Origin of the sequence: Clostridium sp. D46t1_190503_E9 (assembly GCF_015555225.1) — a bacterium.
In the GTDB taxonomy this organism is placed as follows: Bacteria; Bacillota; Clostridia; order Clostridiales; family Clostridiaceae; genus Clostridium.
In genome coordinates, this window is record NZ_JADNKB010000006.1 from 95,201 (window position 1) to 119,764 (window position 24,564).

The following is a 24,564-nucleotide window of genomic DNA, read 5'->3' on the forward strand; positions in this document are numbered from 1 at the left end:
TAAAGAAAGGTGATTAGAGATGAAGGATTTATTTACACCCTATAAGATAATGGGTTTAGAATTAAAAAATAGAATAGTTATGCCACCAATGTGTCAATACTCAGTTGAAAAGAAAGATGGAATAGCAACAGAATGGCATTATATGCATTATGTAAGCAGAGCAATAGGTGGAACTGGTTTAATAATAGTAGAAATGACAGATGTTGAACCAGATGGACGTATTACAGATTATGATTTAGGATTATGGTGCGATGAGCAAATAGAACCATTAAAGAGAATTATAGATGAATGTCATAAATACGGAGCAAAGGTTGCAGTTCAAATTGCTCATGCTGGAAGAAAAGCAGAAGATGCTGAAATCCCTGTAGCACCTTCACCAATACCATTTGATGATACTTGTAAAACTCCAAGGGAATTATCTACAGAGGAAGTAAAGGAAATGGTAGAAAAGTTTAGACTAGCTGTTAGACGTGCTGTTAAAGCTGGATTTGATGCTATAGAAATTCATGGAGCACATGGGTACTTAATACATCAATTCCATTCTCCATTAACAAATAAAAGAAATGATGAATATGGAAAAGATTTAACAAAGTTTGGTTCAGAAGTTATAAAAGCAGCTAAAAGTGAAATGCCAGAAAACATGCCTCTAATAATGCGTATTTCAGGAAGAGAGTATGTTGAAGGTGGATATGGAATAGAAACAGGAATAGAACTTGCAAGAGCATATCAAAAAGCAGGAGCAGATATGTTCCATATAAGTGCAGGTGGAGAAGGTCCAATAGCAGCAGCAGGAAGACCAGGTACTCATGCAGCTTATCAAGTTCCATATGCAAGAGCCATAAAAGAAGCGTTAAACGCAGAAGTAATTGCAGTTGGAAAGTTAGACGAGCCAGATCTTGCAAATGCTGTAATAGGTAATGAAGAAGCAGATCTTGTAGCAGTTGGAAGAGCTATGTTTAGAAATCCATATTGGGCATTGCAAGCAGCAGTTAAACTAAATAAGAAAACTGATTTACCTAAACAATATGAGTTAGGCTTTCCAAGAAGCATTCAAAATAAATAAGGAGAATGATATGAGAGATTTAAAATATCCAGCTATTTATAAGCATTTTAAAAATAATTATTATGCCGTTATGGGAATTAGTAATATTCAAGAAGATAAAAATATTCTTAATGATAGTGAGATACTTCAAGCTTTTCATACCGAATTAAATTCAACGATAGATATTTATAAAAAAGGAAATTTATATTTTCACTTAGAAAATTACTCAAAAGAATTGGTATTATATAAAGCACTTTATGATGATAAGGGAATATATGCAAGACCTATTGAAATGTTTTTAAGTGAAGTAGATAGAAAAAAATATCCAAATGTAGATCAAGAGTATAGATTTGAATTATTTAGATATTAATTAAAAATAGCTGATAGTAATGTTATTACAAGTACTATCAGCTATTTTTTGTTACAAACTCAAATATTTATGTATATTTTTATCTGTCTCTAGTATATGTACTTTTATCCAGTTAGAAACAACATCTAGTATATTATTAATATACTGTTTTTGATCGATATCTATTGAATAAATATCAAAAGAATTAATTTGTTCTATAAATGAATCATGAGCAAATTTATGAGATAAAAATTTGGAATACCCATTTTTTAGCATAAATTCTTCCTCAGTTTTAAAATGATAAATAGTATAATCTTTTAGTTGCTCTAAAATTGCTATTATCTTATCATATTTATCATCGTCATGATTCTTAAGTAATAGTTCATAGCAATTATCAAGGATATCGAATAATTCTTTATGTTGACTATCGATAACCTCTATGTTTACAGAAAAATTTTCGGACCAAGATCCCATATTATTATACCCCCCAGTATAATATATATGATTCAATTTTAAAATGATATAAAGTTTAATTTTAAATTATAAAAAATTATAGCATTTAAATAGTGTGCAAAATTGAAACATATATTTTATTTTTTATGTTAATCATTTAAGTGTATACTAAATGTTTAGTAAAAGTTTATAATATTAGTATAGCTTAAATAATTTACAAATTTATTATAATATGTGCAAATTAAATACACAATGATAAAAGAAGAACATAACAAAGAAGTTATAAATTAGGATAAATTAGTAATATATAATAAATTTTTATATAATTTAATTTAAAATATGGATTTGATATACATAATATAAAATATAGTAATAATTTACTATATAGAAAATATATCTATAGTAGATAATTAAATTATTATGAAAGAAGTAAAAAGTAATAAGAGAATATAGTAACTTTACTGAAAAATTAATTAACTAATTGACTCTTCTATTTTATGGGTATATATTATGGATATGGTAATAAAATTAGGTATAGAAATAAATTATAAATCCTTCAAATTTAGTATTAAAGATGAAGAGTAAGAAATCGAATATAGTTTAATAAAATATTTAAAAAGTTTAAGTTTTAGGAGTGAAACTATGGAAATTTTAAAGGTATCAATTGGAGAATTTAATGGAAGAGCTGTTGAAAGCTATAATCTAAGGAACTCAAAAGGATTTGGCATAAATGTATTGAATTATGGAGCGATATTAACTGATTTATTGGTGCCAGATAAAAATGGAGTAATAGAAAATGTAGTTTTAAAATATCAAGATTTAAATAAGTATGAGGAAAATCCTTCATATTATGGAGCTTTAATAGGTAGGACTGCTGGAAGAATAGCAAATGGAAAAGTTCATCTAAATGACAACGTTTTATACTTTAATAAAAATTATGGAGTAAATCAAGGGCATGGAGGAAATATAGGATTTAGTAAGAAGTTTTTTGAAATTGAAACATATGCAAATGAAAATGAAGCATATGTTGAACTTTATTACTTAAGTCCATCTGGTGAAGAAGGGTATCCAGGAAATTTAAATTTAACTGTAAGATATACTATTACAGAAAATAATGAATTTAAAATATCATATAAAGCAAAAAGTGATGCAGATACGCTAGTTAATTTAACAAATCACAGCTATTTTAATTTAAGTGGAAATTGCAAGGAAGATATACTAAGTCATTATTTATATATAGATAGTGATTTCTTAATTGAGCTTAATAAAAATTCAGTTCCAACTGGAGAAATTATAAATATTGAAGGAACTCCATTTGACTTTACAAACCCTAAGACAATAGGAAGAGATATAGAAGATGATGATTATCAACTTGAAATTGGACAAGGATACGATCATCCATGGGTTTTAAATGGAGGAGATGATATAAAGCTTAGATTATATCATAAAGCATCTGGTAGACAAATGGACGTTTATACAAATCAAAATAGTGTAGTGCTATATTCACTTAACTTCCCTGACAATGAGCTTTTAGATTGTGGGAAAAAGCCAGGAAGAAGAGGTGCATTGGCTATAGAAACTCAATGTCCACCTATAGGAGAAGATAATACTTTTGCTAAATACTCTATTTTAAGAAAAGGTGAAGAATATAATAAAGAAACAATATATAAATTCTCTATTATATAAACTGTAATATATAATAAGATAAAAGGCAGTACTATTAAAGTATTGTCTTTTTTTATAAAGAGAAATATTTGGTATTAAGAAAAAATAATTTAATCTATAGTGGTTTACTTAATTTTTTTAGTTATATTTTTGTTAAATATCATTTTTTCTAAAGTTACTATATAAAATATAAGTATATAACTGTGGGAGAGGTATTTATATGCAAAAGAGATTAGCTTATGATATATTTATTGGTTTACTATCGCTAATGAGTGCAATAATGATAATATTAGATCTTATGTATAAGCTTCCAATTAGTGTAATAGAAACCTTTTATTATATAAATTTAATAATTTGCTGTATATTTTTTATAGATTATTTATTAAGATTAGTTTTATCTATGAATAAGACTAAGTTTATAGTTAATAATTTCATAGATTTAATTTCTATAATACCTATTATTGGAGTAGGTAAATTTATTTATGCTTTAAATATAGGAGGAGCCATAGACTTAAAATTATTATTAAAGTTATTAAAAGTTATAATGTTGATAATTCTAATAATTAAGTTTAAAAATAAAATAAGGGAATCTATAAGATTAAATAAGTTTAATCATATGTTAATTCTAACAACTATTATAATAGTACTGGCAGCTGTAATTATTTCCTTATTAGAAAATATGAGTTTTGCTGATGCTATTTGGTGGAGCTTTGTTACATTTACAACTGTTGGATATGGGGATGTTTTGCTTACAACCAATTTAGGTAGAGTAGTTGCAATTTTTTTAATGGTTTTTGGAATTGGGTTTATAGGGGTAACGACAAGTACCATAGCTGCCTATATAATAAATAATGATGGAAAAAAGAAGAGAAAAAAAGATTTTAAGACTGAAACTATAGATTTTATTAAATACAAAATAGATAACCTAGATTCTTTATCTGACTCTGAACTTGATAATATATATAAAACATTAAAGACTTTAAAATCAGATAAAAAGAACTAATTAGAATAACATTTATAAGGAGAAAAAGATATATGAAAAAAACTAACAAATTAATTAGTATAGTAGCAGTAATATTACTATTTGTAACAATCTGCATCTATTTAAGTTATATATATTTATTTAAATATATAAAAAATATTGAAATAAACTCAGTTATATCAAGAGAAGAAGTAAGTAAAGAAGAAAATATATTAAATGAGTTTATAAGCAAAAAGTTAATGAGTGAATTAGGTGGTATATACACTAATTATAATAATATTTCTACAGAAGGAGATTTAACTAAAGGCCATGATATTTTATCTGAATCTCAAGGACTTATATTAAATTATTATTTATATAAAAATAATAAAGATGAGTTTTATGATTCATTTAAATACATAAAGGAAAATATGTTTTTAAAAAATGGACTTATTAGTTGGAGAATAGAAAATAATAAAAGTTCAGAAGTATCTGCAACTATAGATGATTTAAGAATAGCAAGAGCATTAATAATTGGAGCAGAGGAGTTTGATAATTTAAAATATAGATATTATGGAATAAAAATATCAAATGGAATTTATAAAAATTTAATTCAAGAAAATAGATTAATAGATTTTCATGATGGATATGGGAAAAGTAATGTAACTACACTATGCTATTTAGATTTATATGCATTAAAGTTGTTTTCTTTATTTGATGATAAATGGAATGATGTGTACAATAAATCAATTGAGATTATAAATGAGGGATATATAAGCGATGAATTGCCTTTATATAGAAAGTACTATGATGGTAATGTAGAAAGTTTTGATAATGAAGAAAATATCGATACTTTACTATCAATTTTAGTTATTCTTAATAAGGCTGAGGCTAATGAAGATATAAGTAAAAGTGTTGCTTGGATTAAAGAAAGATTGAAGTATATTGGTTATATATCAACATCTTATAATGTAAATACTATGGATGAAAGCAGAATAGAATCTACATCAATTTATGCAAATATAGCGCAAATAGCAAAAGTTATAAATGATGAAGAACTTTATGATATGGCAATTAACAAAATGAAAAATTTTCAAGTAATAAATGAAAAAAGTAATATATATGGAGCATTTGGTAATGAACAAACAGAAGATGTTTATTCTTATGATAATTTAAATGCTTTATTAGCATTTAGAAGAAAATTTAATAAATAAAAAGTGAAAAAAATTTAATTATAAGTCCATAATATTATTTAATTTTCATATTATTTATTAAGAAGATAACTTTATTAATATATTATTGTCTAGAGAAATTTTTATTGTCTAAAGAAATTTTAGCAAAGTAAAAAATCTTTATTTGTACTTATATAATAATTTAAATGCAAAATGAGAAAAATAGTACTGGTTGCAGATAACATTATTGGAGGATTACAAATGAAGAACATATTTAGAATATTTTCAAGAGATATAAAAAGCATAGCAACTAATTGGGTTGCATTAATAATTATTGTTGGACTTATGATATTACCATCTTTATATGCATGGTTTAATATTAGAGCTAGTTGGGATCCTTATGGAAATACAGGAGGAATAAAAGTAGCTATAGTAAATAAAGATAAAGGTGGTAGTCTTCAGGGAAAAAATTTAAATGTAGGAGATGAATTAGTAAATAAACTTAAAGAAAATGGTAGTCTTGGATGGAATTTTGTTAGCGAAGAAGAGGGAAATCAAGGCGTAGAAAAAGGAAAGTATTATGCAACGATAATAATACCTGAAAACTTTACAGAAGAAACATTATCTATAATTAGTAAAGAGATTAAAAGGCCTACTTTAATATATAAGGTAAATCAAAAAAGTAATGCTATCGCACCTAAGATAACTGATAAAGGTATAACTACAATTAAATCTCAAGTTGATAGTAATATAATTGAAACTGTAGATGGAACTATCTTTAAAATATTAAATGAAGCTGGGGTTAGTCTTGAAGGATCAAGAGATAAAATATTAAAGCTAATAAATGGTGTAATAAATATTAATAGCAGAATGCCAGAAATAGAAAATATAATAAATCAAGCTTATGATGGCAGTGCTAAAGCTGATGATTTAGTTAACAAAGTAAAGGATACTTTGCCTTTGCTACAAGATACATTAAAGACTAGTAATGATTTATTAGCTGACACTAAAAATGCATTAGAAAAGTCTAAAGAAGGTTTAAAAGAAGTTGCACCAGTAATAAAAGAAGATTTGGAATTTATAAATAATGCGTTAAGTGGAATAGAAGCTGGTATTGATGGTCTTATGAATATTAATATTGATAAGGATGCTATAATAAGGAGACTTGATAATGTGAGTCTACATATTACAGAGGTTAGCGATAAGATTAGTAATATAATAAAGGTTTTAGAGCCGTTATCAAAATTTAATGATAACTTAAAAGCTGTGATAAATGATTTAAATTTAGCAAGCTCAAAATTGCAATCAATTAATAGTATTATAGGTGAAATTCAAAACTCAGTAGGTGACAATAACCCGATTGATAAAAATAAACTTCAGCAAATTAAGGATTTAGTGACAAGCAATAAAAATATAATTTCTAATATTTTAAATAATTATGATTCACAATATATTCCTGCTATTAATAAAGCAATTGATCAAATGAATACAATTGCTGATAACAGTATTAAACTAGTTGGAGAAGCTACTACTTCTATTCCTGATATAGCAAGTTTATTAGAAAAGTTAGATAAAGGACTTAAAGTAGGAAGAGAAGATATAGGAAAGCTAAAAGAAGAAATGCCAACTATAAAATCAAGTTTAGCTAATATATCTTCAAAATTGTCTTCTATAAATAATGAAGAAGAAATAAATAAAATATTAAGTTTAATGAAGAATGATTGGCAAGCGATAAGTGATTTTTTAGGTAGTCCAGTAGAAATAAAAGAAGAAATATTATTTTCTATTCCTAATTATGGTTCTGCAATGTCTCCGTTTTACTCAACACTTGCTTTATGGGTGGGGGCCTTAATTTTAGTTTCTTTATTAACAACAAATCCGCATGGATTTAATGAAGAAATAAATTTTAAACCTTACGAAAAATATTTTGGAAAGTTTTTAACTTTTGCATTTATAGGAATATGCCAATCTTTAATATTAAGCTTAGGAGATATATATTTGTTAAAATGTTATGTGTTAAATAAGTGGTTATTTATAGGAATAAGTATTTTAAGTAGCGTAGTATTTATATTAATAGTTTATACTCTAGTTTCTATATTTGGAAATGTAGGTAAGGCAATAGCAGTTATACTATTAGTTATTCAAGTTGCTGGAGCAGGAGGAACTTTCCCAGTTGAAGTTATGCCTAGCTTTTTCAAAAAGGTAAATCCATTTTTACCATTTACATATTCAATTTCAGCTATGAGGGAGTCTGTAGCAGGAATTGTAAGGTCAAATTTAACTAGAGATATAACTATGATAGTTATTTATGGAGTAATATCTGTAATAATAGGATTATTCCTAAAGGGACCTATAAATAAGATAAGTAAAAAGTTTATTGAAAAATTAAATGAAAGTGGATTAGTAGGTCATTAATAATTAGTAATAATAAAGAAATATAAGGAATTCAGAATATCTGAATTCCTTATATTTCTATTAGAGTTTAGTAGAACATATCAATTAATAATTTTAGAAGTGATTTGATATAAAATTATTATAAATCTTTAATAGATTTAAGAAAGAATAATGAAATAATATCTGAAGGAAGTTTTCTCCCTGTATTAGAGGACCATTCAAAGATACTGGCTTATATTAGAGAGTATGAAGGTGAGAAAATCTTAGTTGCATGTAATTTTTATGGAGAAAAGACTATGGCATCTTTAAAGGAGATAGAAAATATAAAAACTACTGTAATGTTAAATAATTCAGACGAGAATAAAATTGTTGAAGATAAGATATTCTTAGCACCTTATGGATGCATAGTGGTTTCTTTAAATAAATAAGTGTTGTTTTAAACATATTTATAAATGAACAACCATGTATGAAAAAGTATATTAATCTTTCTTATACATGGTTGTTATATTTTTTATATAAGGATTTTATAAGTTAAATAATTTAATAAATGATTGAAAAGTAGTATTAGATAAATTAAAATAGACTATATAAGTTGTAGTAAATATTCTACATTTATCTTTACTATATTTATAATTGATAGTATTTAAGTAAAGTAATTATTATGCAGATGTGGCGGAATGGCAGACGCATCATCTTGAGGGGGTGACGGGGAATTCCTCGTGCGGGTTCAAGTCCCGCCATCTGCACCAGATTTATAGGAAGCTCGAACTTTCTATTCGAGATTAATAAAAAACTAGACGTTATCGTCTAGTTTTTTATTTTCTGTACTAGTATTACTTTATTAAAGCAGTTGGTAAAAACACTAAACCAATAAATGACAAGACAATAAATAATATACTTACTATTAAAAATATTTTTATACAAGGACTTTTTAGAAATCTTAATACATAACTTTCTTTTGGATTGCTTGGATTATAGTAAACATCTAATTCAGTTCCTATTGGAAATTTATCTTTTAATACATTTGTAGAAGTATGAATATTTTTACTAATAACTAAATTAGTATCTGAAATGTTATTTTCAACCTCTGAATTCACATTTTTAAAAGATGATGATTTGCTAATAACGAAGCTATATCTTAAACGTTGATTATAGGTTATATTATTTACAATGTATTCAACAATAGGAAAATATACTCCATTATTACTCCATAATGTATATTTAACAACTTTTCCTTTCGCAACTTGAGTACATCTTTTAAGAATATTTGTATCTCTATTCTTAAAAATTAGTGCTAACAATAAAAAAACTAACCCATCAATAAAAAACATTATAAAAAATAAAATGTTTATTTTTATAAATTCTCCCTACCTTTCTATAATAAATTTAACAGATAATCATAAAATTTTATCCTAAATTAGTAAATGCAATTTAGTTCGTTCATTATTTTTGCACCTATAGCAGTCATAGGTATTTTTTTCATTGGAGACGTATTAGATAAAATAACTACTCCAGTATTTTTTTCTTTATTAAATGCAATATAACTATTAAAATTACTCGTTCCTCCATTATGCCAAATAATATCATTTTTTGTGTCAATAATCCAAGCCATTCCTATCTTATCCATTTTTATATTCATTTTTTCATACATAAAATTATTAGCATTTATTTCTTTTAATTCTTTACTAGTATTATTTATATAATCTGTATCAGAATTCATATATAATTCCAAGTATTTTGCCATATCTTCTATATCAGATATAATCGCTCCAGCTGGAATATATCCATCATCTTGCTTCCAATTCCAATAACCTTTTAAATTTCCAGTACAAGTAGCAACTTTTGTATTTTCAAGATTTAATTCGTTGGTAATAAATTCATTCATTAGAGTTACAAAGTCTTTGTTATAGACTTTTTCTAAAACAAGTCCTATAACAGATATGCCAAAGTTTGAATATTGAAATTTATAATCTTTATCCTCTAAATCAATATTTTTTACTTTGTTTAGTATATTTTCTTTGCCAATACCATAAAAGTCGTTATCTTCATTAAACTGATTATTTATCATTTGTTTATCAAAATAATAGGATTTATAGCCAGATGTATGGGTTATAAGTCTTTCTATTGAAGGATAATACTTATCTTTGTCAAGTTCTAAATATTCATTAATAGAATCGTTAATGTCTATTTTGTTTTCACTCATAGCCTTTGAAAGAATTAGAGATACGAAAGTTTTACTAATTGAGCCAATTTCATAATCATATTTTGTATATTTTTCTTGTTTTCCATCTTTATTATAAATTTCATAATCTATTGTTCCATCTTTTATTATAGCAACAGAAATTTTACTATTATCATCATCTTTAGTTACATATTTTATCATATCCTTCGAACTCATTTTTTCTAGCCGACTTAATTGATACATTTTGTTGATAAATATTATTATTCCGATTAAAACAACTATTCCTAATAATATTAAAATAACTTTTAAAATCTTTCTTTTCACTCAAATACAACTCCACGTTAAATTAATTTTTTAATTAGTAATTAATATAAATATATTATTAAATTTAAATATATTTCCAAATTATATCACTTATACTATAATTTATTTAGTGATTGATATTTAAGGTTATGAATCAGCAGGCGCTCCTAAAATTCTTTGGAACGAGGTCCAGACACAAGTAAGAAGGATTTTAAAAGTGAAATTTGGATACCAGTAGTAAAATCTAATAATAATTTTTAAAATATTATAAATATTAAGAGTTTATAATATGAACATTACTATATTTATAATATAATATTTAATATGGAAAAAATAAAAAATGAATTTTATAGACTACATTTCTAATAATTAATTATAGAGTGTAGTCTTTTTAATATATGGGAAAGGATAGAACCTATATATTATTAATAAATTGTGTTTGGGTGATAATATGAAGGGAAATAGGCTATTTGAAATAATATATATTTTACTAGATAAGAAGAATGTTAAGGCAAAAGAGTTAGCAGAGTATTTTGAAGTATCACAAAGAACTATTTATAGAGATATAGAAGATTTATCTCAGGCTGGGGTTCCTATTTATATGACTAAAGGTAAAGGTGGAGGAATAAGTCTTTTATCTGACTTTATATTAAATAAAACAGTTTTATCACATGAAGAAAAGAAAGAGATATTAGCAGCTATGCAAGGTCTTAATGCTGTTAACCAAAATGAGTTTAATGGAGCATTATCTAAATTAAGTTCATTTTTAGGCTGTAATAATGAAAATTGGATAGAAGTTGATTTTTCAAATTGGGATAAAAATAATGATTTAGGAGATAAATTCACATCTATAAAGAATTCTATAATAAATAAAAAATTAATATCCTTTGAGTATTTTAATTCAAAGGGAGAATCACTAGAACGAAGTGTTGAACCTTTGAAATTAGTTTTTAAAGGCCAAGGATGGTATTTATATGCTTATTGTAAGCAAAGAAAAGATAATAGATTCTTTAAGCTTACAAGAATGAATAATGTAAAGATTAGTTCAGAGAAGTTTACTAGAACTGCTCCTAATAAATTATTTTCAGAAGAAGATATAGGATATTCTAATAAATTAATACATCTTAAATTAAGAGTAAATAAGAAGCTAGGCTTTAGGATATATGATGAATTTCAAAATCATTCTTTAGATGATAATGGTGATTTTATAGTTGATTTAGATTATCCATCAGGGGATTGGCTATTTGGATATCTAATGTCTTTTGGAGAAAATATAGAAGTTCTTGAGCCTTTACATATAAGAGAAGAAATAAAAAAAAGGCTAATATCTGCTTTAAATAAATATTAATATGACAGAATGGTGTCATATTAAAGCTTATATAATATAACTATAGTTACTAAAATTACTTTATCAATTGATACTTAGATATATTATAAAAGATAAGCTAGGGGGAATAGAAATGGAAAAATTAGATTATAAAAAAGCTTTTAAGGATTTATACTTACCTAAAACACAACCTATGGAAATAACTGTACCTGCAATGACATTTATAATAGTAGATGGAAAGGGAAATCCGAATGATAAAGATGGAGAATACCAAGCTGCCATTGAATTATTATATTCTTTGTCTTATACAATAAAGATGAATAAAGACATAAGAAATAAAATAGAGAACTATTTCGATTATGTTGTACTACCTCTTGAAGGACTATGGTGGTTAAAAGATGATGATATGGATTTTAGTAAAAAGGATAAATATATTTGGACTTCTATGATAAGACAACCGGATTTTGTAACAAAGGAAATATTTAATCTTGCTTGTGAAGAACTTAAAAAGAAAAAGTCTAATATTGATGTATCGAAAGCTAGATTAGAAATATTTAATGAAGGATTATGTGTTCAATGTATGCATATTGGACCATTTGACCAAGAGCACATAACTACTGAAAAAATTGATAAATATATTGAAGAAAATAACTTAATTAATGATATTTGTGGAATTGACGGAGAGGGTAAAATTAGAAGACACCACGAAATTTATTTATCAGATCCAAGAAAAGTTAATAAAGAAAAGATGAAAACTATTATAAGACATCCTGTTAGGAGGAAGTAATGGAGGAAATTATAACAGTAAGTTATAACAATATTGATTGTGAACATATTTGCTGCTCTTTATCAGATAAAAAAGGTGAATGTGGAGTATATTTAAAGAAGGAATGGTTAAAAGAAAGATTTAATGATGGATTGATATTTAATAAAATAAATGTGAGGGGTAAAGCATTTATTGAATATATTACAATAGAAAATGCATGGGTACCTATTGAAGGCGATAATTATATGTATATAAATTGTTTTTGGATATCTGGAAAATTTAAGGGCAAAGGGTATGCTAACAGATTATTAAATGAATGCATTGACGATTCAAAAAGAAAAGGAAAGAATGGTATTATAACTCTTTCATCAAAAAAGAAAATGCCATTTTTATCAGATCCAGAATACCTAAAGTATAAAGGTTTTAAAGTATGTGATATAGCTAATCCTTATTATGAGTTATTATATTTACCATTTTCAGATGAATATAATGTACCTAAATTTAAAAGTTATGCAAAGTATGGAATATGTGATGAGAATGGACTAATAGTATATTATTCGGATCAATGTCCTTATACAAGCAAATATGTTGATTTAATAAAGAAGATTTCAAGAGAAAATGGAATTGATATAAAGGTAATTAAGTTTGAAACTAAAGAACAGGCACAAAATTCTCCATGTCTATCTACAACTTATAGCTTATTTTATAATGGAGAATTTATAACAAATGAAATATTATCAGAAAGCAAGTTTAATAAATTTATTATAGAGAAAGGGCTTGTTTAGGAGAGATTTATATGGATTATATAGCTTCAAAAAGTATTATATCAGGATATAGGGAAAGTAATAATTGGTTTGGGATTAATTATAACATGAATATATACAAGGGATGCAGTCATGGATGTATATACTGTGATAGTAGAAGTGAGTGCTATGGAATAGAAAATTTTGATATTGTTAGAATTAAAGAAAATTCTTCAGAAATAATAAGAAGAGAATTAAAATCTAAAAGGAAAAAAGGAGTTGTTGGAACAGGGGCTATGAGTGATCCTTACAATCCTTTTGAAAAGAAGCTTTCTTTAACACGCAGTGCATTAGAAAGCATTGATAATAATGGATTTGGAATAGCAATTGCGACAAAAAGTGATTTGATTGTAAGAGATATTGATGTTTTAAAAAGAATTAAAAATCATTCACCTGTGCTTTGTAAAATTACAATTACAACAGCAGATGATGACTTGTGCAGAAAAATTGAACCTAACGTAGTAGCTACATCTAAGAGGCTTGAGGCAATAAAAAAATTATCACAAGAAGGCATTTATACTGGAATTTTATTAATGCCAATTTTACCATTTATTAATGATACAGAAGAAAATATAATTAATATTGTAAGGATAGCAAAAGAAAACGGAGCTAAATTTATATATCCTGCATTTGGTGTAACTTTAAGATCTAATCAAAGAAACTACTTTTTTGATATGATAGATAAATCTTTTCCAGGAGTTAAAGACAAATATATAAGAAATTTTGGGAATGAGTATAGATGTAGTAGCCCTAATGCTAGAAACTTATATAAAGTTTTTACAAATGAATGTAGAAGATTGGGGTTACTTTATAATATGGAGGATATAATTTATGTCTATAAAAGGGAATATAATAATGAGCAATTAAGCTTATTTAATATTTAAATATAAGGTTTAAGTATTTTAATTATGTATTCCTTATTTATAATTTCATTACTTCATATTTGGGTGGATATATGTAAATTTGTACTTAGTTTAAGTCACTAGGTAATAAGCCAATTTACATATGTCCATCTTTTTATTTCAATTAATATAGTTAATTTTGTACAAGCATCTTTTATATGTTATTATAATTATAAAGTTTATTAGCATATGATAAAGGTTAAATTTAGGAGGATAAACATGATTAAAGCAGTATTATTTGATTTAGATGGAACATTATTAGATACAAACGAATTAATATATAATTCATTTGATAAAACTTTTAAAGATAGATTAGGAATAGAATTAAAAAGAGAAGAAATAGTAGACTTTTTTGGAAGGCCTCTAGGAGAGCCATTTAAAAAGCATGCTAAAGAAGAAGATGTTGCAGATTTAGTAGCTTATTATAGAGAGTATAATGAAGCAATACATGATACTATGTGTTTTGCTTTTGATGGAGTTAAAGAACTTTTAACTAGTCTTAAGGAAAAGAAAATTAAGATAGGTATAGTAACATCAAAAAGAGCTGAGCTTGCTATAAGAGGAATGAAGATAGCAGGAATATATGATTTTATGGATATAATTATAACTCCAGAATCAACAGAGCTTCACAAACCAAATCCAGATCCAGCACTTAAAGCATGTAGTGAATTAGGAATAGAACCAAATGAAGCTATTATGGTTGGAGATAGTCATTATGATATATATTGTGGAAAATCAGCAGGATGCAAGACGTGTGCAGTAAATTATACTTTTATAGGAATAGATAAATTAGAAGAATCTGAGCCAGATTATTTTATAGATAAGCCAATGGAGATTTTAACTTTATTATAATTAGGAGGATAAAATGAAAAAAATAGTAATTTTAGATGGAAAAACTTTAGGGGAACTAGATTTTACTAAATTAAGAGAATTTGGAGAATTAGCTTATTATGATACTACGAGATCAGAAGAGGTAGTAGAAAGAATAAAAGATGCTAATATAATTTTAACTAATAAAGTAGTATTAAATGAAAATAATCTAAAAGAAGCTAAGAACCTAGAACTTATATGTGAGACTGCTACAGGCTTTAATAATATTGATATAGTTTATGCAAAGAAGAATGATATTGCAGTTACAAATGTTGCAGGATATTCAACAAATACAGTAGCTCAACATACTTTTGCAACAGTTTTATCTTTATATGATAAATTATCTTATTATGATAATTATGTTAAATCCGGAGATTATGCAAAGTCTGGTCTTTTCACTAATGTTAGTAAGCCATTTTATGAATTAGAAGGTAAAACATGGGGAATTATAGGTTTTGGAGCAATAGGAAAAAGAGTAGCAAAGATAGCAGAAGCTTTTGGAGTTAATGTAATTTACTATTCTACTTCAGGAAAAAATTCAAATAGTGAGTATAATAGAGTAAGCTTTGATGAATTATTAGATAAGTCTGATATAGTTTCTGTTCATGCGCCACTAAATAAAGATACTCAAGGTTTAATTAACTATGATGCTATTAAAAAGATGAAAAATTCAGCTATATTAGTTAATATGGGGAGAGGTCCAATAGTGGTTGAGGCAGATTTAGCAAAGGCAATGGATGAAGAGCTTATTGCTGGTGCTGCTTTAGATGTATTTGAAGTAGAACCTATTAAAGAAGATAATCCATTAATATCTATGAAAAATAAAGAAAATTTAGTTTTAACACCACATATTGCTTGGGCAAGTGTAGAAGCAAGAGAAAGATTGTTTGAAGAAGTGATTAAAAATATTAGAGCTTTCTATAATGATGAAATAAGAGGAAGAGTAGAACTATAAATATAATAGAATTATAGTTAGAAATATTTGACAAAAAAATAAAATTATAGTATATTACTAATTAACTCAATATTGAAAGGCTTAGAATGAGAATAGTAGAAAGTAAGAGATGTTAAAGAGAGTAGGGAGATGGTGAGAGCCCGCATATTATCGCTTTTGAACTCGCTCAGGAGCTACAAGACTGAATGGGGAAGTAGGTTTTGTCGGCATTGTTATGCCGTTATTTCAATTAAGTTAAAACTTGGATGGTACCGCGTAAATCGCTCCAATTAGGAGTGTGTTTATGCGGTTTTTAACTTTCCGTATTTATAAATAAGGGGGCATTAAAATGAATTATCAAAAGTATAAAAGGTTTCAAACAATCAAGTTAAAGGAAAGAACATGGCCAGATAATGAAATTAAAAAAGCGCCTATATGGTGTAGTGTTGATCTTAGAGATGGAAATCAAGCATTAATTAATCCTATGACAGTAGAAGAAAAAATAAAAATGTTTAATCTTTTAATAGAATTAGGATTTAAAGAAATAGAAGTTGGATTTCCATCAGCATCTCAAATAGAGTTTGATTTTTTAAGAACTTTAGTAGAAAATAACTTGATTCCTGAAGGGGTAAAGGTTCAAGTTTTAACACAAGCTAGGCCACATTTAATACAAAAGACTTTTGAAGCTTTAGAAGGAGTAAAAGAAGCTATAGTTCATATATATAATTCCACATCTATATTACAAAGAGATGTTGTATTTAATATGAGCAAAGATGAAATAAAGTCTATAGCAGTAGAGGGAACAAAATTAGTAAAAGAGTATGCAAACTCTTTTAATGGAAAGTTATACTTAGAATATTCACCAGAAAGTTTTACAGGAACAGAGGTTGATTATGCACTTGAAGTATGTGAAGCTGTATTAGATACATGGGGAGCTAGTAATGATAATAAAGTAATAATAAATCTTCCATCTACAGTAGAAATGGATACACCTAATGTATTTGCAGATCAAATAGAATGGATGTCTAGAAATTTTAGTAATAGAAATAGATTAATATTAAGTGTACATCCACATAATGACAGAGGAACAGGAGTTGCAACTGCAGAGCTTGCAATGTTGGCAGGGGCAGATAGAGTTGAAGGAACTTTATTTGGAAATGGAGAACGAACAGGAAATGTTGATATATTAAATTTAGCATACAATATGTTTTCTCATGGCATAGATCCTGAGCTAAAATTAGACAATATAAACAAAATAATAGATATATATGAAAAGTGTTGCAAAATACCTGTTCATATAAGGCATCCTTATGCAGGAGAACTTGTATTTACTGCATTTTCAGGTTCTCATCAAGATGCAATAAATAAAGGAATGAAAAAGTATATAGAAAGAAATAGTGATATATGGGAAGTACCATATTTACCTATAGACCCTAGTGATTTAGGAAGAGAATATGAAGCCTTAGTTAGGATAAATAGTCAGTCAGGAAAAGGTGGAGTAGCATTCGTTTTAGAAAGCCATTTTGGGTATAAGATGCCTAAGAGTATGCATAAGGAGTTTGGAGATATAATACAAAAGATAACAGAAAAACGTGGAGAAATATCACCAAAGGTAATTATGGAGAAATTTAAAGAAGAGTATTTAGATGTTGAAGGACCATTTAAATTATTAAAATTTAAGATAGAAGATAGTGATAGTTTAAATATTGAATCACAAAATACTAAAATAGATGTTACATTCTTATTCAATGGAGAAGAAAAGAGTTTTATAGCAGAAGGAAATGGACCAATAGATTCATTAAAGAAAGCATTAATTAAAAGTAATTTAATTAAAACTACAATACTAGATTATGCAGAACATTCTTTAGGAGAAGGATCAGAGGCTAAAGCAGCTGCTTATGTTGAGATGAAAAGGTTAGATAATTCTAAGGTTACTTTTGGAGTAGGGGTAGATAGTAATATAACTATAGCATCAATAAAAGCAGTATTTAGTGCTATAAATAGACTTTATAGAAATTAGAAAATTAGATATTAGATTATTTCAGCGAGCTCAAATTTGGGGTTGAAAATTTAAAAGCACATTAAATTTAGCATTAAAATTCAAATTCAAATAGCTCTAAAGCAACTATTTAACTAGTTTTAATGCTATTTTTTATAAAAAACACATGTAAATTAAAAACAAGTTCGCAGCGTTAATAAATTTATTAATGTTGTGAACTTTAATGTGATTTTTTAATGTGAATAAATTAGAAAAAATAAATGGAATATATTTGAAAATTGTGTTATTGTAATATTAAATAAGCATTTCGAAAGAGTATTAAATTATTCTCTATTTATATTTAAATGTGAGGAGTTATATGGTAACTAAAAAGAAAATAGAAAAATTAGGATATAAGTTAGCGATAATTTTTTTTGTAATACAAATAATAATTCTTTGCACATATAAAGAAATAACTGTTATTTCTAATGTGTTCTTAACTATCGCATCAATTTTATTAGCTACTACAACTGTCTATAAATATTTTTTTAACAAAAATGATTTCCAATAAAATATGTATCATAAAAGTAAGATTCAGATAATATTTTTATCGAAGGCTATGATAATAAACAACTTTAATATATTACAAACTAGAAAAGGTCGAGCATAAACCCGACCTTTATTTTTGTGATTTTTATTATATATTAAAGTATTAAATAGTTTTATAAATTTTCAGCTTTTTCTTCTGACCATTGATTTTCTTGCCATTCTTTAAGTAAATCATCAAGAATTTTTCTTAAAACTTTACCTATGATATAGTAGCAATTATCATTTAGATTAGCTAGTGAAACTCTTAGAGACCATTCAGAAGAAGCAAATCCATCTCCATTTAATAGAATCACAGAGTAATTTTTAGCTAAATCATATAATATATCAAATGGCGTATAATTTGATAATATATAGTTAGCAAAATCTTCATTAAATTTACTTCTTGCCCAATCAATTATGTTTAATTCAGTATAATAAGAAGCATCATTAGGATTTTCTACTAGGTCTAATTCCATACCTTCAAATAATAAAGCTTTACGTTTTTTGCATATCTCAATAGTGAAATTTTTATACCTATTATTAGAATCAACAAGAGCAAATGCACAAAATAATGCCATTTGAACTTGCTGTGGAGTTGATAAACCAGCAGTATGATTTAAGGCAACTTGTCTACTATCTGCAACTAATCTGTCAATGAATTTTATATAATTAGGATTAGATGACATATGTTTATATCTTTTATTTATTTCAATTTTATCATCAGAAGAAAGATTTAATAAAAGATTATTAAATACATTATTTTCACTTAATAATATTGTACCAAGTCTCCAACCTGTAACACCAAAGTATTTTGATAAAGAGTACACTCCTAATGTATTGTATGGTAAATGTGCAATTATAGATTTGAAATTATCTATAAATGTACAATAAACATCATCAGTTATTATCATTAAATTTGGATTGTAGTTTTTAACTACATTAACTAAGTTGTTTTTACATTCATAACTTAATGCTATTGAAGCAGGATTATTTGGATTAACAATAAATAATGCTTTTATGCCAGTATCTTTAAGTTTTTCTAATTCTTCAATTGGATACTGCCAAGTTGGATTATTATTTTCATCTAATTCATTTGCATGAATTCTTACAACTTCAAAATTATAATTAGGTAAGTGAGGAATTTCTAAGTATGGTGTAAATATAGGTGTCATTAAAGCAATTTTATCACCTTTATTTAACAGCTTGTTTGCTGTTAGAGAATCAAAAATATAACACATTGCAGCAGTTCCACCTTCTACAGCAAAAACATCAAATTTATTATTAAATTTAGTATCACCACATAATTCCTTTAGTAAGTATTTATTAACTATCTTTTCCATATGTATAAGCATTCTATCTGGAACTGGATAGTTATCACCAATAATTCCATCAGTAATTTCAAATAAAAAATCATCTGGATTAAAATTAAGTTCATCAATACAATAGTTTATTATTTCTTTTAATAAATGAATTCCTGGTAAATTAGTATTCTTATTATAATAATCTAAAAATCTTTCATAAATACCAGATTTGCTAACCATACCTGCTAAATCATCCATACATAAGTTTCTTTGGCATTCTAATACTGCAAATTGCCCAAGAGTGAAGAAGGCTTGTCTAGGTGTTGAAGAAGTCCAGTTAGGATTACCTCTACCAGCATCTAAAATATTTCCATTAAATTTTTCTTTATTAAGGTTAGCTAATTTTATTAATTTATCTTTAAATTCGAAAGGGCTTATTTTACCATAAAGGTTTGATAAGTAATCCTTTGTTAATGTTATATCCATTATGGGTACTCCTTTTCAAATATACTATTAATTCCTACTAAATAGTATATAGCCATATTCTAAAAAATCAAGGAATTCTTGCAAAAAATATAATTACTGAAATAAAAGATGCAAAAAATGCTAATTTATTAAAATATATAAGTCATAAAAGATATAAAATTATTAATATGTTAAATGTTAATAATTATAAAATTAAAAATTATTAAGTTGATATTTTATAATTAATACAAAGAATAGTTGAAATTTTTAGTATAAGCGTATATAATTATAATACAATTTAATAATGTTCGGTTGAAGGTAGTGGGAGAGAGATTTTTAGATAAATCCACCGAAGAAGTAAATCTTTCAGGTATTAGGACCGCTATTGGACGAACCTCTGGAGAGACTCAGAGATGAGCACCGAAGGAGCAAGATAATTTAAATTTTAAATTATTGAAACTCTCAGGTAAAAGGACAGGGGATAAGATAGGTCTATAAAGTTTTATTATTTTTTAGGGCTTATTTACCTATCTATTCTCCTCCGTAAATTTCAATTTAAGGGGGATTTTTTTATGTTAAATCAAATTCAATCAATTTTAAGTACTATTGATAGTATAATATGGGGACCACCTTTATTAATACTGCTAGTAGGGACAGGAATATATTTGACATGGAGATTAAAGCTTCTGCAAATATTTAAATTACCTTTAGCACTAAGATATATATTTTCAAAAGAGGAAGATAATGATCAAGATGCAAAAGGTGATGTATCTAGTTATGGAGCATTATGCACCGCTTTATCAGCAACTATAGGAACAGGGAATATAGTTGGAGTCGCTACTGCAATTAAAGCTGGAGGACCAGGGGCATTATTTTGGATGTGGATAGCAGCATTTTTTGGTATGGCAACTAAATATGCAGAAGGATTACTTGCTATAAAATATAGAGAAGTAGATGAGAATGGACAAATGTCTGGTGGACCAATGTATTATATAAAAAATGGTTTAGGATTAAATTGGTTAGCTAAATTATTTGCAATATTTGGGGTAGGAGTTGCTCTACTTGGAATAGGGACATTTGGACAAGTAAAGTCAATTGCTGATGCTGCACAAATAGGATTTAATATTCCATTAGTAGTAACAGCAATAGTAGTTACTATATTAGTTGCTTTAGTTACTCTAGGAGGAATAAAAAGAATTTCAAGTGTATCAGAAAAAGTTGTTCCTTTCATGGCTATACTATATATAGTAGGAGTTATATTGGTTTTAGGTTTTAATTTTACAAAAATACCGTCAGCTATTAGTTTAATAATAAGGAGTGCATTCAATCCTGAAGCAGCCTTAGGTGGAGCTGTAGGAATAACAATTTCAATTGCTATGCAAAGAGGAATTGGAAGAGGAGTATTTTCAAATGAAGCAGGGCTTGGTAGTGCTCCTATAGCAGCTGCGGCAGCAAAAACAAAGTCCCCTGTTAAACAAGGATTAATTTCAATGACAGGAACATTTATTGATACGATAATAATTTGTACAATGACAGGGCTAGTTATAGTTGTTACAGGAAGCTTTAGTGGAAATTTGGAAGGTGCCGCTTTAACTACAGCAGCTTTTGAAAATGGATTACCAATAGCTTTATTAGGAAAGTATATAGTTAATATAGGACTGATGTTCTTTGCATTTACAACTATATTAGGATGGAATTATTATGGTGAGAGATGTATAGAATATCTATTTGGTGTAAAGGGAATAAAACCTTATAAAGTTATTTTTATAGCCTTTGTAGCAGTAGGACCTTTTTTACCATTAGAGATGATTTTTATTATAGCAGATATAGTTAATGGACTTATGGCATTTCCCAATCTAATTGGATTGATAGGATTGAGACATGTAATAATTTTAGAGACAGAAAGATTTTTTCATGATTTAAAAGAAAAAGATAATTCAGCAGTTGAAGAGAAAATGACAGTTTAAGGTGGAGAAATCCACCTTTTTTATATAAATAAAAGAGTGATTAACTTAGAAAGCTAAGTAGTAATTTATAGATATTGAATTTTATATTTTATATGGTTTGATTAATAATCTATATAAATAGAATTGGTAGAATTTTCAAGAGTTAATAAACATATTTTAGTAAATTAGCATAAATTTAAGTAAATATAATATTAGTTTATTAAATATTAATTAAATTTTTATAATAAACTTTATATAAATAAAATATTGTTTATAATGGATGTATATATTTATATAGAAAACTATTTTGGAGGTGAGTTTTTGGAGTATAAAGGTACATATAAAGGTATAGGTGATTATAAGGAGAATTATATTAAAGGTGGTATAAAGAAAATATTATTAATGATAATTTTTATTGTTACATTTATAAGCACATTAGTATTTATAACATCTAAATTTATTAATAATGGTAGTGAAGAAACGTTACTTTCAAATGATGATATAATTAAATATATAAATATATGTGATGACGCAAGTAGTGGAGGATTTCAATTAAATTGGCAAGAAATAGCTTCAATAAGTGGAGCCATAAATAATGGAAATTTTGAGATAGATAATGATGTTATAAGTAAAATAGTAAATTCATTTTATAAAAAGGATAATAACGGGAATGTTGCTGACTTAAATAGCTTTAAATCAGTAGTTAAATCCTTAAAATTAAATAATGAGGAAGAAGAAAAAGCGAATAAATATCTTGAAGGACTAAAAAATAATTATATTAATAGAGAGTTAGTAAAAGATAATTCTAAACTTGAATTCATAGATAATATATCAGAGATTGCTTTTGATAATTATGAAAGCTATGGGATACTACCTTCAGTTACGATTGCTCAAGCTATTTTAGAATCAGGATGGGGAGAGTCTAAATTATCATCGCAGTATAATAATCTTTTTGGTATAAAAGCTGACGAAAGATGGAGCGGAGATAGTGTTGATCTTGAAACTAAAGAAAATTATGATGATGTTATTGTTGGAGCATTTAGATCATATAAAGATATAAAATCATCTATAAAAGATCATGGTAAATTTTTATGGGAAAATGAAAGATATTCTGCAAATGGATTATTTGAAGCTAAAAGTTATAAAGAACAAGCACAAGCTTTAGAAAATGCCGGCTATAGTACTGCAAAAGATGAAGAAGGGAATTTAATTTATGGAGATAAATTAATAAGAGTTATTCAAGAAAATAATTTAATGTTATATGATACTGAGGTACAAAGAAAGCAAAAATAGAGCATTGGAAAACTAATGCTCTATTTTATTTTAAATTTAGTTTCTGATGGAACTAAATCAATTTCTTTCTTAGATATTGAATCTATTCTTATAAAATAATTTCCTTTACTTATTATACTAATAAATTTCACTAATATCTTATCATCACCTTGAACTTCCATTTCTACCATACCATTATCCATATTACGAACCCATCCTGTTAAGTTAAGGTTAGTTGCATTCATTTGACAAAAATATCTAAATCCAACGCCTTGAACCCTACCTTTAACAATAATATAATATCTGACCATAATCTCACTCCTTTATTAGAATAGTTATAAAAATTATAACATATCTACAATATTATTATGAAGAGAGGATTATTATTTTATATAAAAAATGGTATAATTTAGATGAGAATTTAAAAAAAGAGGGGGAGTTTTATGGAAAAGTCATTAGTACTTATAAAGCCAGATGCTGTAGAGAAAAACCTAATAGGAAAGATTATTAGTAAATATGAGGAAAATGATCTCAAAGTAACTGCGCTGAAAATGGAAACGATATCTAAGGAATTTGCGTGTAGACATTATGAAGAACATATTGGAAAAAGTTTTTTTGAACCATTGATAGTTTTTATTACTAAAGGACCACTATGTGCATTAATATTAGAGGGAGACAATGCAATTGAAAAAATAAGAAAAATTAATGGAAGTACCAACCCGGAAGAAGCTAAAGAAGGAACTATAAGACAATTATATGCAGCAAACAATAGAGAAAATTGTGTTCATGCTTCTGATAGCATAGAAAGTGCTAAAAGAGAGATTAAATTATGGTTTGGAAATTCAAATTTATAAACTTAAAAAATATATTGTAGAGAATACTTAATTTAGT

The 24,564-nt window shown here is 26.4% G+C and carries 23 protein-coding genes, 1 tRNA gene, 1 riboswitch and 1 other annotated feature; of the genes, 19 read left to right on the top strand and 5 right to left on the bottom strand.

What is annotated here, in order from left to right:
• Positions 1 to 19: 19 nt before the first annotated feature.
• Complete coding sequence (locus I2E83_RS08595; protein ID WP_195263288.1) at positions 20 to 1,063, top strand: NADH:flavin oxidoreductase/NADH oxidase; 1,044 nt, start codon at positions 20 to 22, stop codon at positions 1,061 to 1,063.
• A 10-nt stretch (positions 1,064 to 1,073) separates the two neighbouring features.
• Positions 1,074 to 1,412 carry a DUF1653 domain-containing protein gene (locus tag I2E83_RS08600; RefSeq protein ID WP_195263289.1) on the top strand — a complete coding sequence of 113 codons (339 nt, stop codon included), beginning with the start codon at positions 1,074 to 1,076 and terminating at the stop codon, positions 1,410 to 1,412.
• A gap of 51 nt (positions 1,413 to 1,463) precedes the next feature.
• Here the strand turns inward: I2E83_RS08600 and I2E83_RS08605 are convergent, their stop codons facing one another.
• A complete protein-coding gene (locus tag I2E83_RS08605; protein ID WP_195429429.1) occupies positions 1,464 to 1,865 on the bottom strand; it encodes a bacteriohemerythrin in 402 nt (133 codons plus the stop codon).
• A gap of 621 nt (positions 1,866 to 2,486) precedes the next feature.
• On the opposite strand from I2E83_RS08605, the gene I2E83_RS08610 reads away from it, so the two are divergent.
• The 6 genes from I2E83_RS08610 to I2E83_RS08635 all read left to right on the top strand — a co-directional run bounded on the left by I2E83_RS08610 (position 2,487) and on the right by I2E83_RS08635 (position 8,785).
• A complete protein-coding gene (locus I2E83_RS08610; protein ID WP_195263291.1) occupies positions 2,487 to 3,530 on the top strand; it encodes an aldose epimerase family protein in 1,044 nt (347 codons plus the stop codon).
• 199 nt (positions 3,531 to 3,729) lie between these two features.
• A complete protein-coding gene (locus I2E83_RS08615; protein ID WP_195429431.1) occupies positions 3,730 to 4,512 on the top strand; it encodes a potassium channel family protein in 783 nt (260 codons plus the stop codon).
• 32 nt (positions 4,513 to 4,544) lie between these two features.
• On the top strand, positions 4,545 to 5,684 hold the full coding sequence (locus I2E83_RS08620) for a glycosyl hydrolase family 8 (RefSeq protein ID WP_195429433.1): 1,140 nt from the start codon (positions 4,545 to 4,547) through the stop codon (positions 5,682 to 5,684).
• 219 nt (positions 5,685 to 5,903) lie between these two features.
• Positions 5,904 to 8,057: a YhgE/Pip domain-containing protein gene (locus I2E83_RS08625; protein WP_195429435.1), complete on the top strand. Its 2,154-nt coding sequence runs from the start codon at positions 5,904 to 5,906 to the stop codon at positions 8,055 to 8,057.
• 215 nt (positions 8,058 to 8,272) lie between these two features.
• Entirely contained in the window at positions 8,273 to 8,464 is a 192-nt protein-coding gene (locus I2E83_RS08630) for an alpha-glucosidase C-terminal domain-containing protein (protein ID WP_347707753.1), read from the top strand.
• 235 nt (positions 8,465 to 8,699) lie between these two features.
• A tRNA-Leu gene (locus tag I2E83_RS08635) sits at positions 8,700 to 8,785 on the top strand.
• Between the two features lie 84 nt (positions 8,786 to 8,869).
• Here the strand turns inward: I2E83_RS08635 and I2E83_RS08640 are convergent.
• Both I2E83_RS08640 and I2E83_RS08645 read right to left on the bottom strand, forming a co-directional pair.
• On the bottom strand, positions 8,870 to 9,394 hold the full coding sequence (locus I2E83_RS08640) for a DUF3592 domain-containing protein (RefSeq protein ID WP_347708058.1): 525 nt from the start codon (positions 9,392 to 9,394) through the stop codon (positions 8,870 to 8,872).
• A 59-nt stretch (positions 9,395 to 9,453) separates the two neighbouring features.
• Positions 9,454 to 10,542 carry a serine hydrolase domain-containing protein gene (locus I2E83_RS08645; protein ID WP_195429439.1) on the bottom strand — a complete coding sequence of 363 codons (1,089 nt, stop codon included), beginning with the start codon at positions 10,540 to 10,542 and terminating at the stop codon, positions 9,454 to 9,456.
• 430 nt (positions 10,543 to 10,972) lie between these two features.
• On the opposite strand from I2E83_RS08645, the gene I2E83_RS08650 reads away from it, so the two are divergent.
• From I2E83_RS08650 to I2E83_RS08685, 8 genes are all read left to right on the top strand, one after another.
• Complete coding sequence (locus tag I2E83_RS08650) at positions 10,973 to 11,869, top strand: YafY family protein (protein WP_195429441.1); 897 nt, start codon at positions 10,973 to 10,975, stop codon at positions 11,867 to 11,869.
• A gap of 112 nt (positions 11,870 to 11,981) precedes the next feature.
• On the top strand, positions 11,982 to 12,635 hold the full coding sequence (locus tag I2E83_RS08655) for a GyrI-like domain-containing protein (RefSeq protein ID WP_195263297.1): 654 nt from the start codon (positions 11,982 to 11,984) through the stop codon (positions 12,633 to 12,635).
• On the top strand, positions 12,635 to 13,399 hold the full coding sequence (locus I2E83_RS08660; protein ID WP_195429443.1) for a GNAT family N-acetyltransferase: 765 nt from the start codon (positions 12,635 to 12,637) through the stop codon (positions 13,397 to 13,399). Before I2E83_RS08655 ends, I2E83_RS08660 begins: the two co-directional genes overlap by 1 nt.
• Before the next feature lie 11 nt (positions 13,400 to 13,410).
• Positions 13,411 to 14,301: a radical SAM protein gene (locus tag I2E83_RS08665; RefSeq protein ID WP_195429445.1), complete on the top strand. Its 891-nt coding sequence runs from the start codon at positions 13,411 to 13,413 to the stop codon at positions 14,299 to 14,301.
• A 237-nt stretch (positions 14,302 to 14,538) separates the two neighbouring features.
• On the top strand, positions 14,539 to 15,171 hold the full coding sequence (gene ppaX, locus I2E83_RS08670; RefSeq protein WP_195263300.1) for a pyrophosphatase PpaX: 633 nt from the start codon (positions 14,539 to 14,541) through the stop codon (positions 15,169 to 15,171).
• Between the two features lie 13 nt (positions 15,172 to 15,184).
• Positions 15,185 to 16,144: a D-2-hydroxyacid dehydrogenase gene (locus I2E83_RS08675; RefSeq protein ID WP_195429447.1), complete on the top strand. Its 960-nt coding sequence runs from the start codon at positions 15,185 to 15,187 to the stop codon at positions 16,142 to 16,144.
• 73 nt (positions 16,145 to 16,217) lie between these two features.
• Positions 16,218 to 16,415 (top strand) — a binding site (T-box leader).
• Positions 16,416 to 16,472: 57 nt separating this feature from the next.
• Complete coding sequence (gene leuA, locus I2E83_RS08680) at positions 16,473 to 18,143, top strand: 2-isopropylmalate synthase (protein ID WP_195429449.1); 1,671 nt, start codon at positions 16,473 to 16,475, stop codon at positions 18,141 to 18,143.
• Positions 18,144 to 18,480: 337 nt separating this feature from the next.
• On the top strand, positions 18,481 to 18,672 hold the full coding sequence (locus I2E83_RS08685) for a hypothetical protein (RefSeq protein WP_195429451.1): 192 nt from the start codon (positions 18,481 to 18,483) through the stop codon (positions 18,670 to 18,672).
• A gap of 151 nt (positions 18,673 to 18,823) precedes the next feature.
• Here the strand turns inward: I2E83_RS08685 and aspD are convergent, their stop codons facing one another.
• On the bottom strand, positions 18,824 to 20,476 hold the full coding sequence (gene aspD, locus I2E83_RS08690; protein WP_195429453.1) for an aspartate 4-decarboxylase: 1,653 nt from the start codon (positions 20,474 to 20,476) through the stop codon (positions 18,824 to 18,826).
• A 366-nt stretch (positions 20,477 to 20,842) separates the two neighbouring features.
• Positions 20,843 to 20,943: riboswitch (glycine riboswitch) on the top strand.
• 84 nt (positions 20,944 to 21,027) lie between these two features.
• Between aspD and I2E83_RS08695 the strand changes: the two genes are divergently transcribed.
• Entirely contained in the window at positions 21,028 to 22,422 is a 1,395-nt protein-coding gene (locus I2E83_RS08695) for a sodium:alanine symporter family protein (RefSeq protein WP_195429455.1), read from the top strand.
• A 300-nt stretch (positions 22,423 to 22,722) separates the two neighbouring features.
• A complete protein-coding gene (locus I2E83_RS08700; protein WP_195263307.1) occupies positions 22,723 to 23,694 on the top strand; it encodes a glucosaminidase domain-containing protein in 972 nt (323 codons plus the stop codon).
• A 20-nt stretch (positions 23,695 to 23,714) separates the two neighbouring features.
• Here the strand turns inward: I2E83_RS08700 and I2E83_RS08705 are convergent, their stop codons facing one another.
• Positions 23,715 to 23,984: an acylphosphatase gene (locus I2E83_RS08705; protein WP_195429457.1), complete on the bottom strand. Its 270-nt coding sequence runs from the start codon at positions 23,982 to 23,984 to the stop codon at positions 23,715 to 23,717.
• 132 nt (positions 23,985 to 24,116) lie between these two features.
• Between I2E83_RS08705 and ndk the strand changes: the two genes are divergently transcribed.
• Positions 24,117 to 24,527, top strand: a complete 411-nt coding sequence (ndk, locus tag I2E83_RS08710) for a nucleoside-diphosphate kinase (RefSeq protein WP_195263309.1) — start codon at positions 24,117 to 24,119, stop codon at positions 24,525 to 24,527.
• Positions 24,528 to 24,564: the final 37 nt, after the last annotated feature.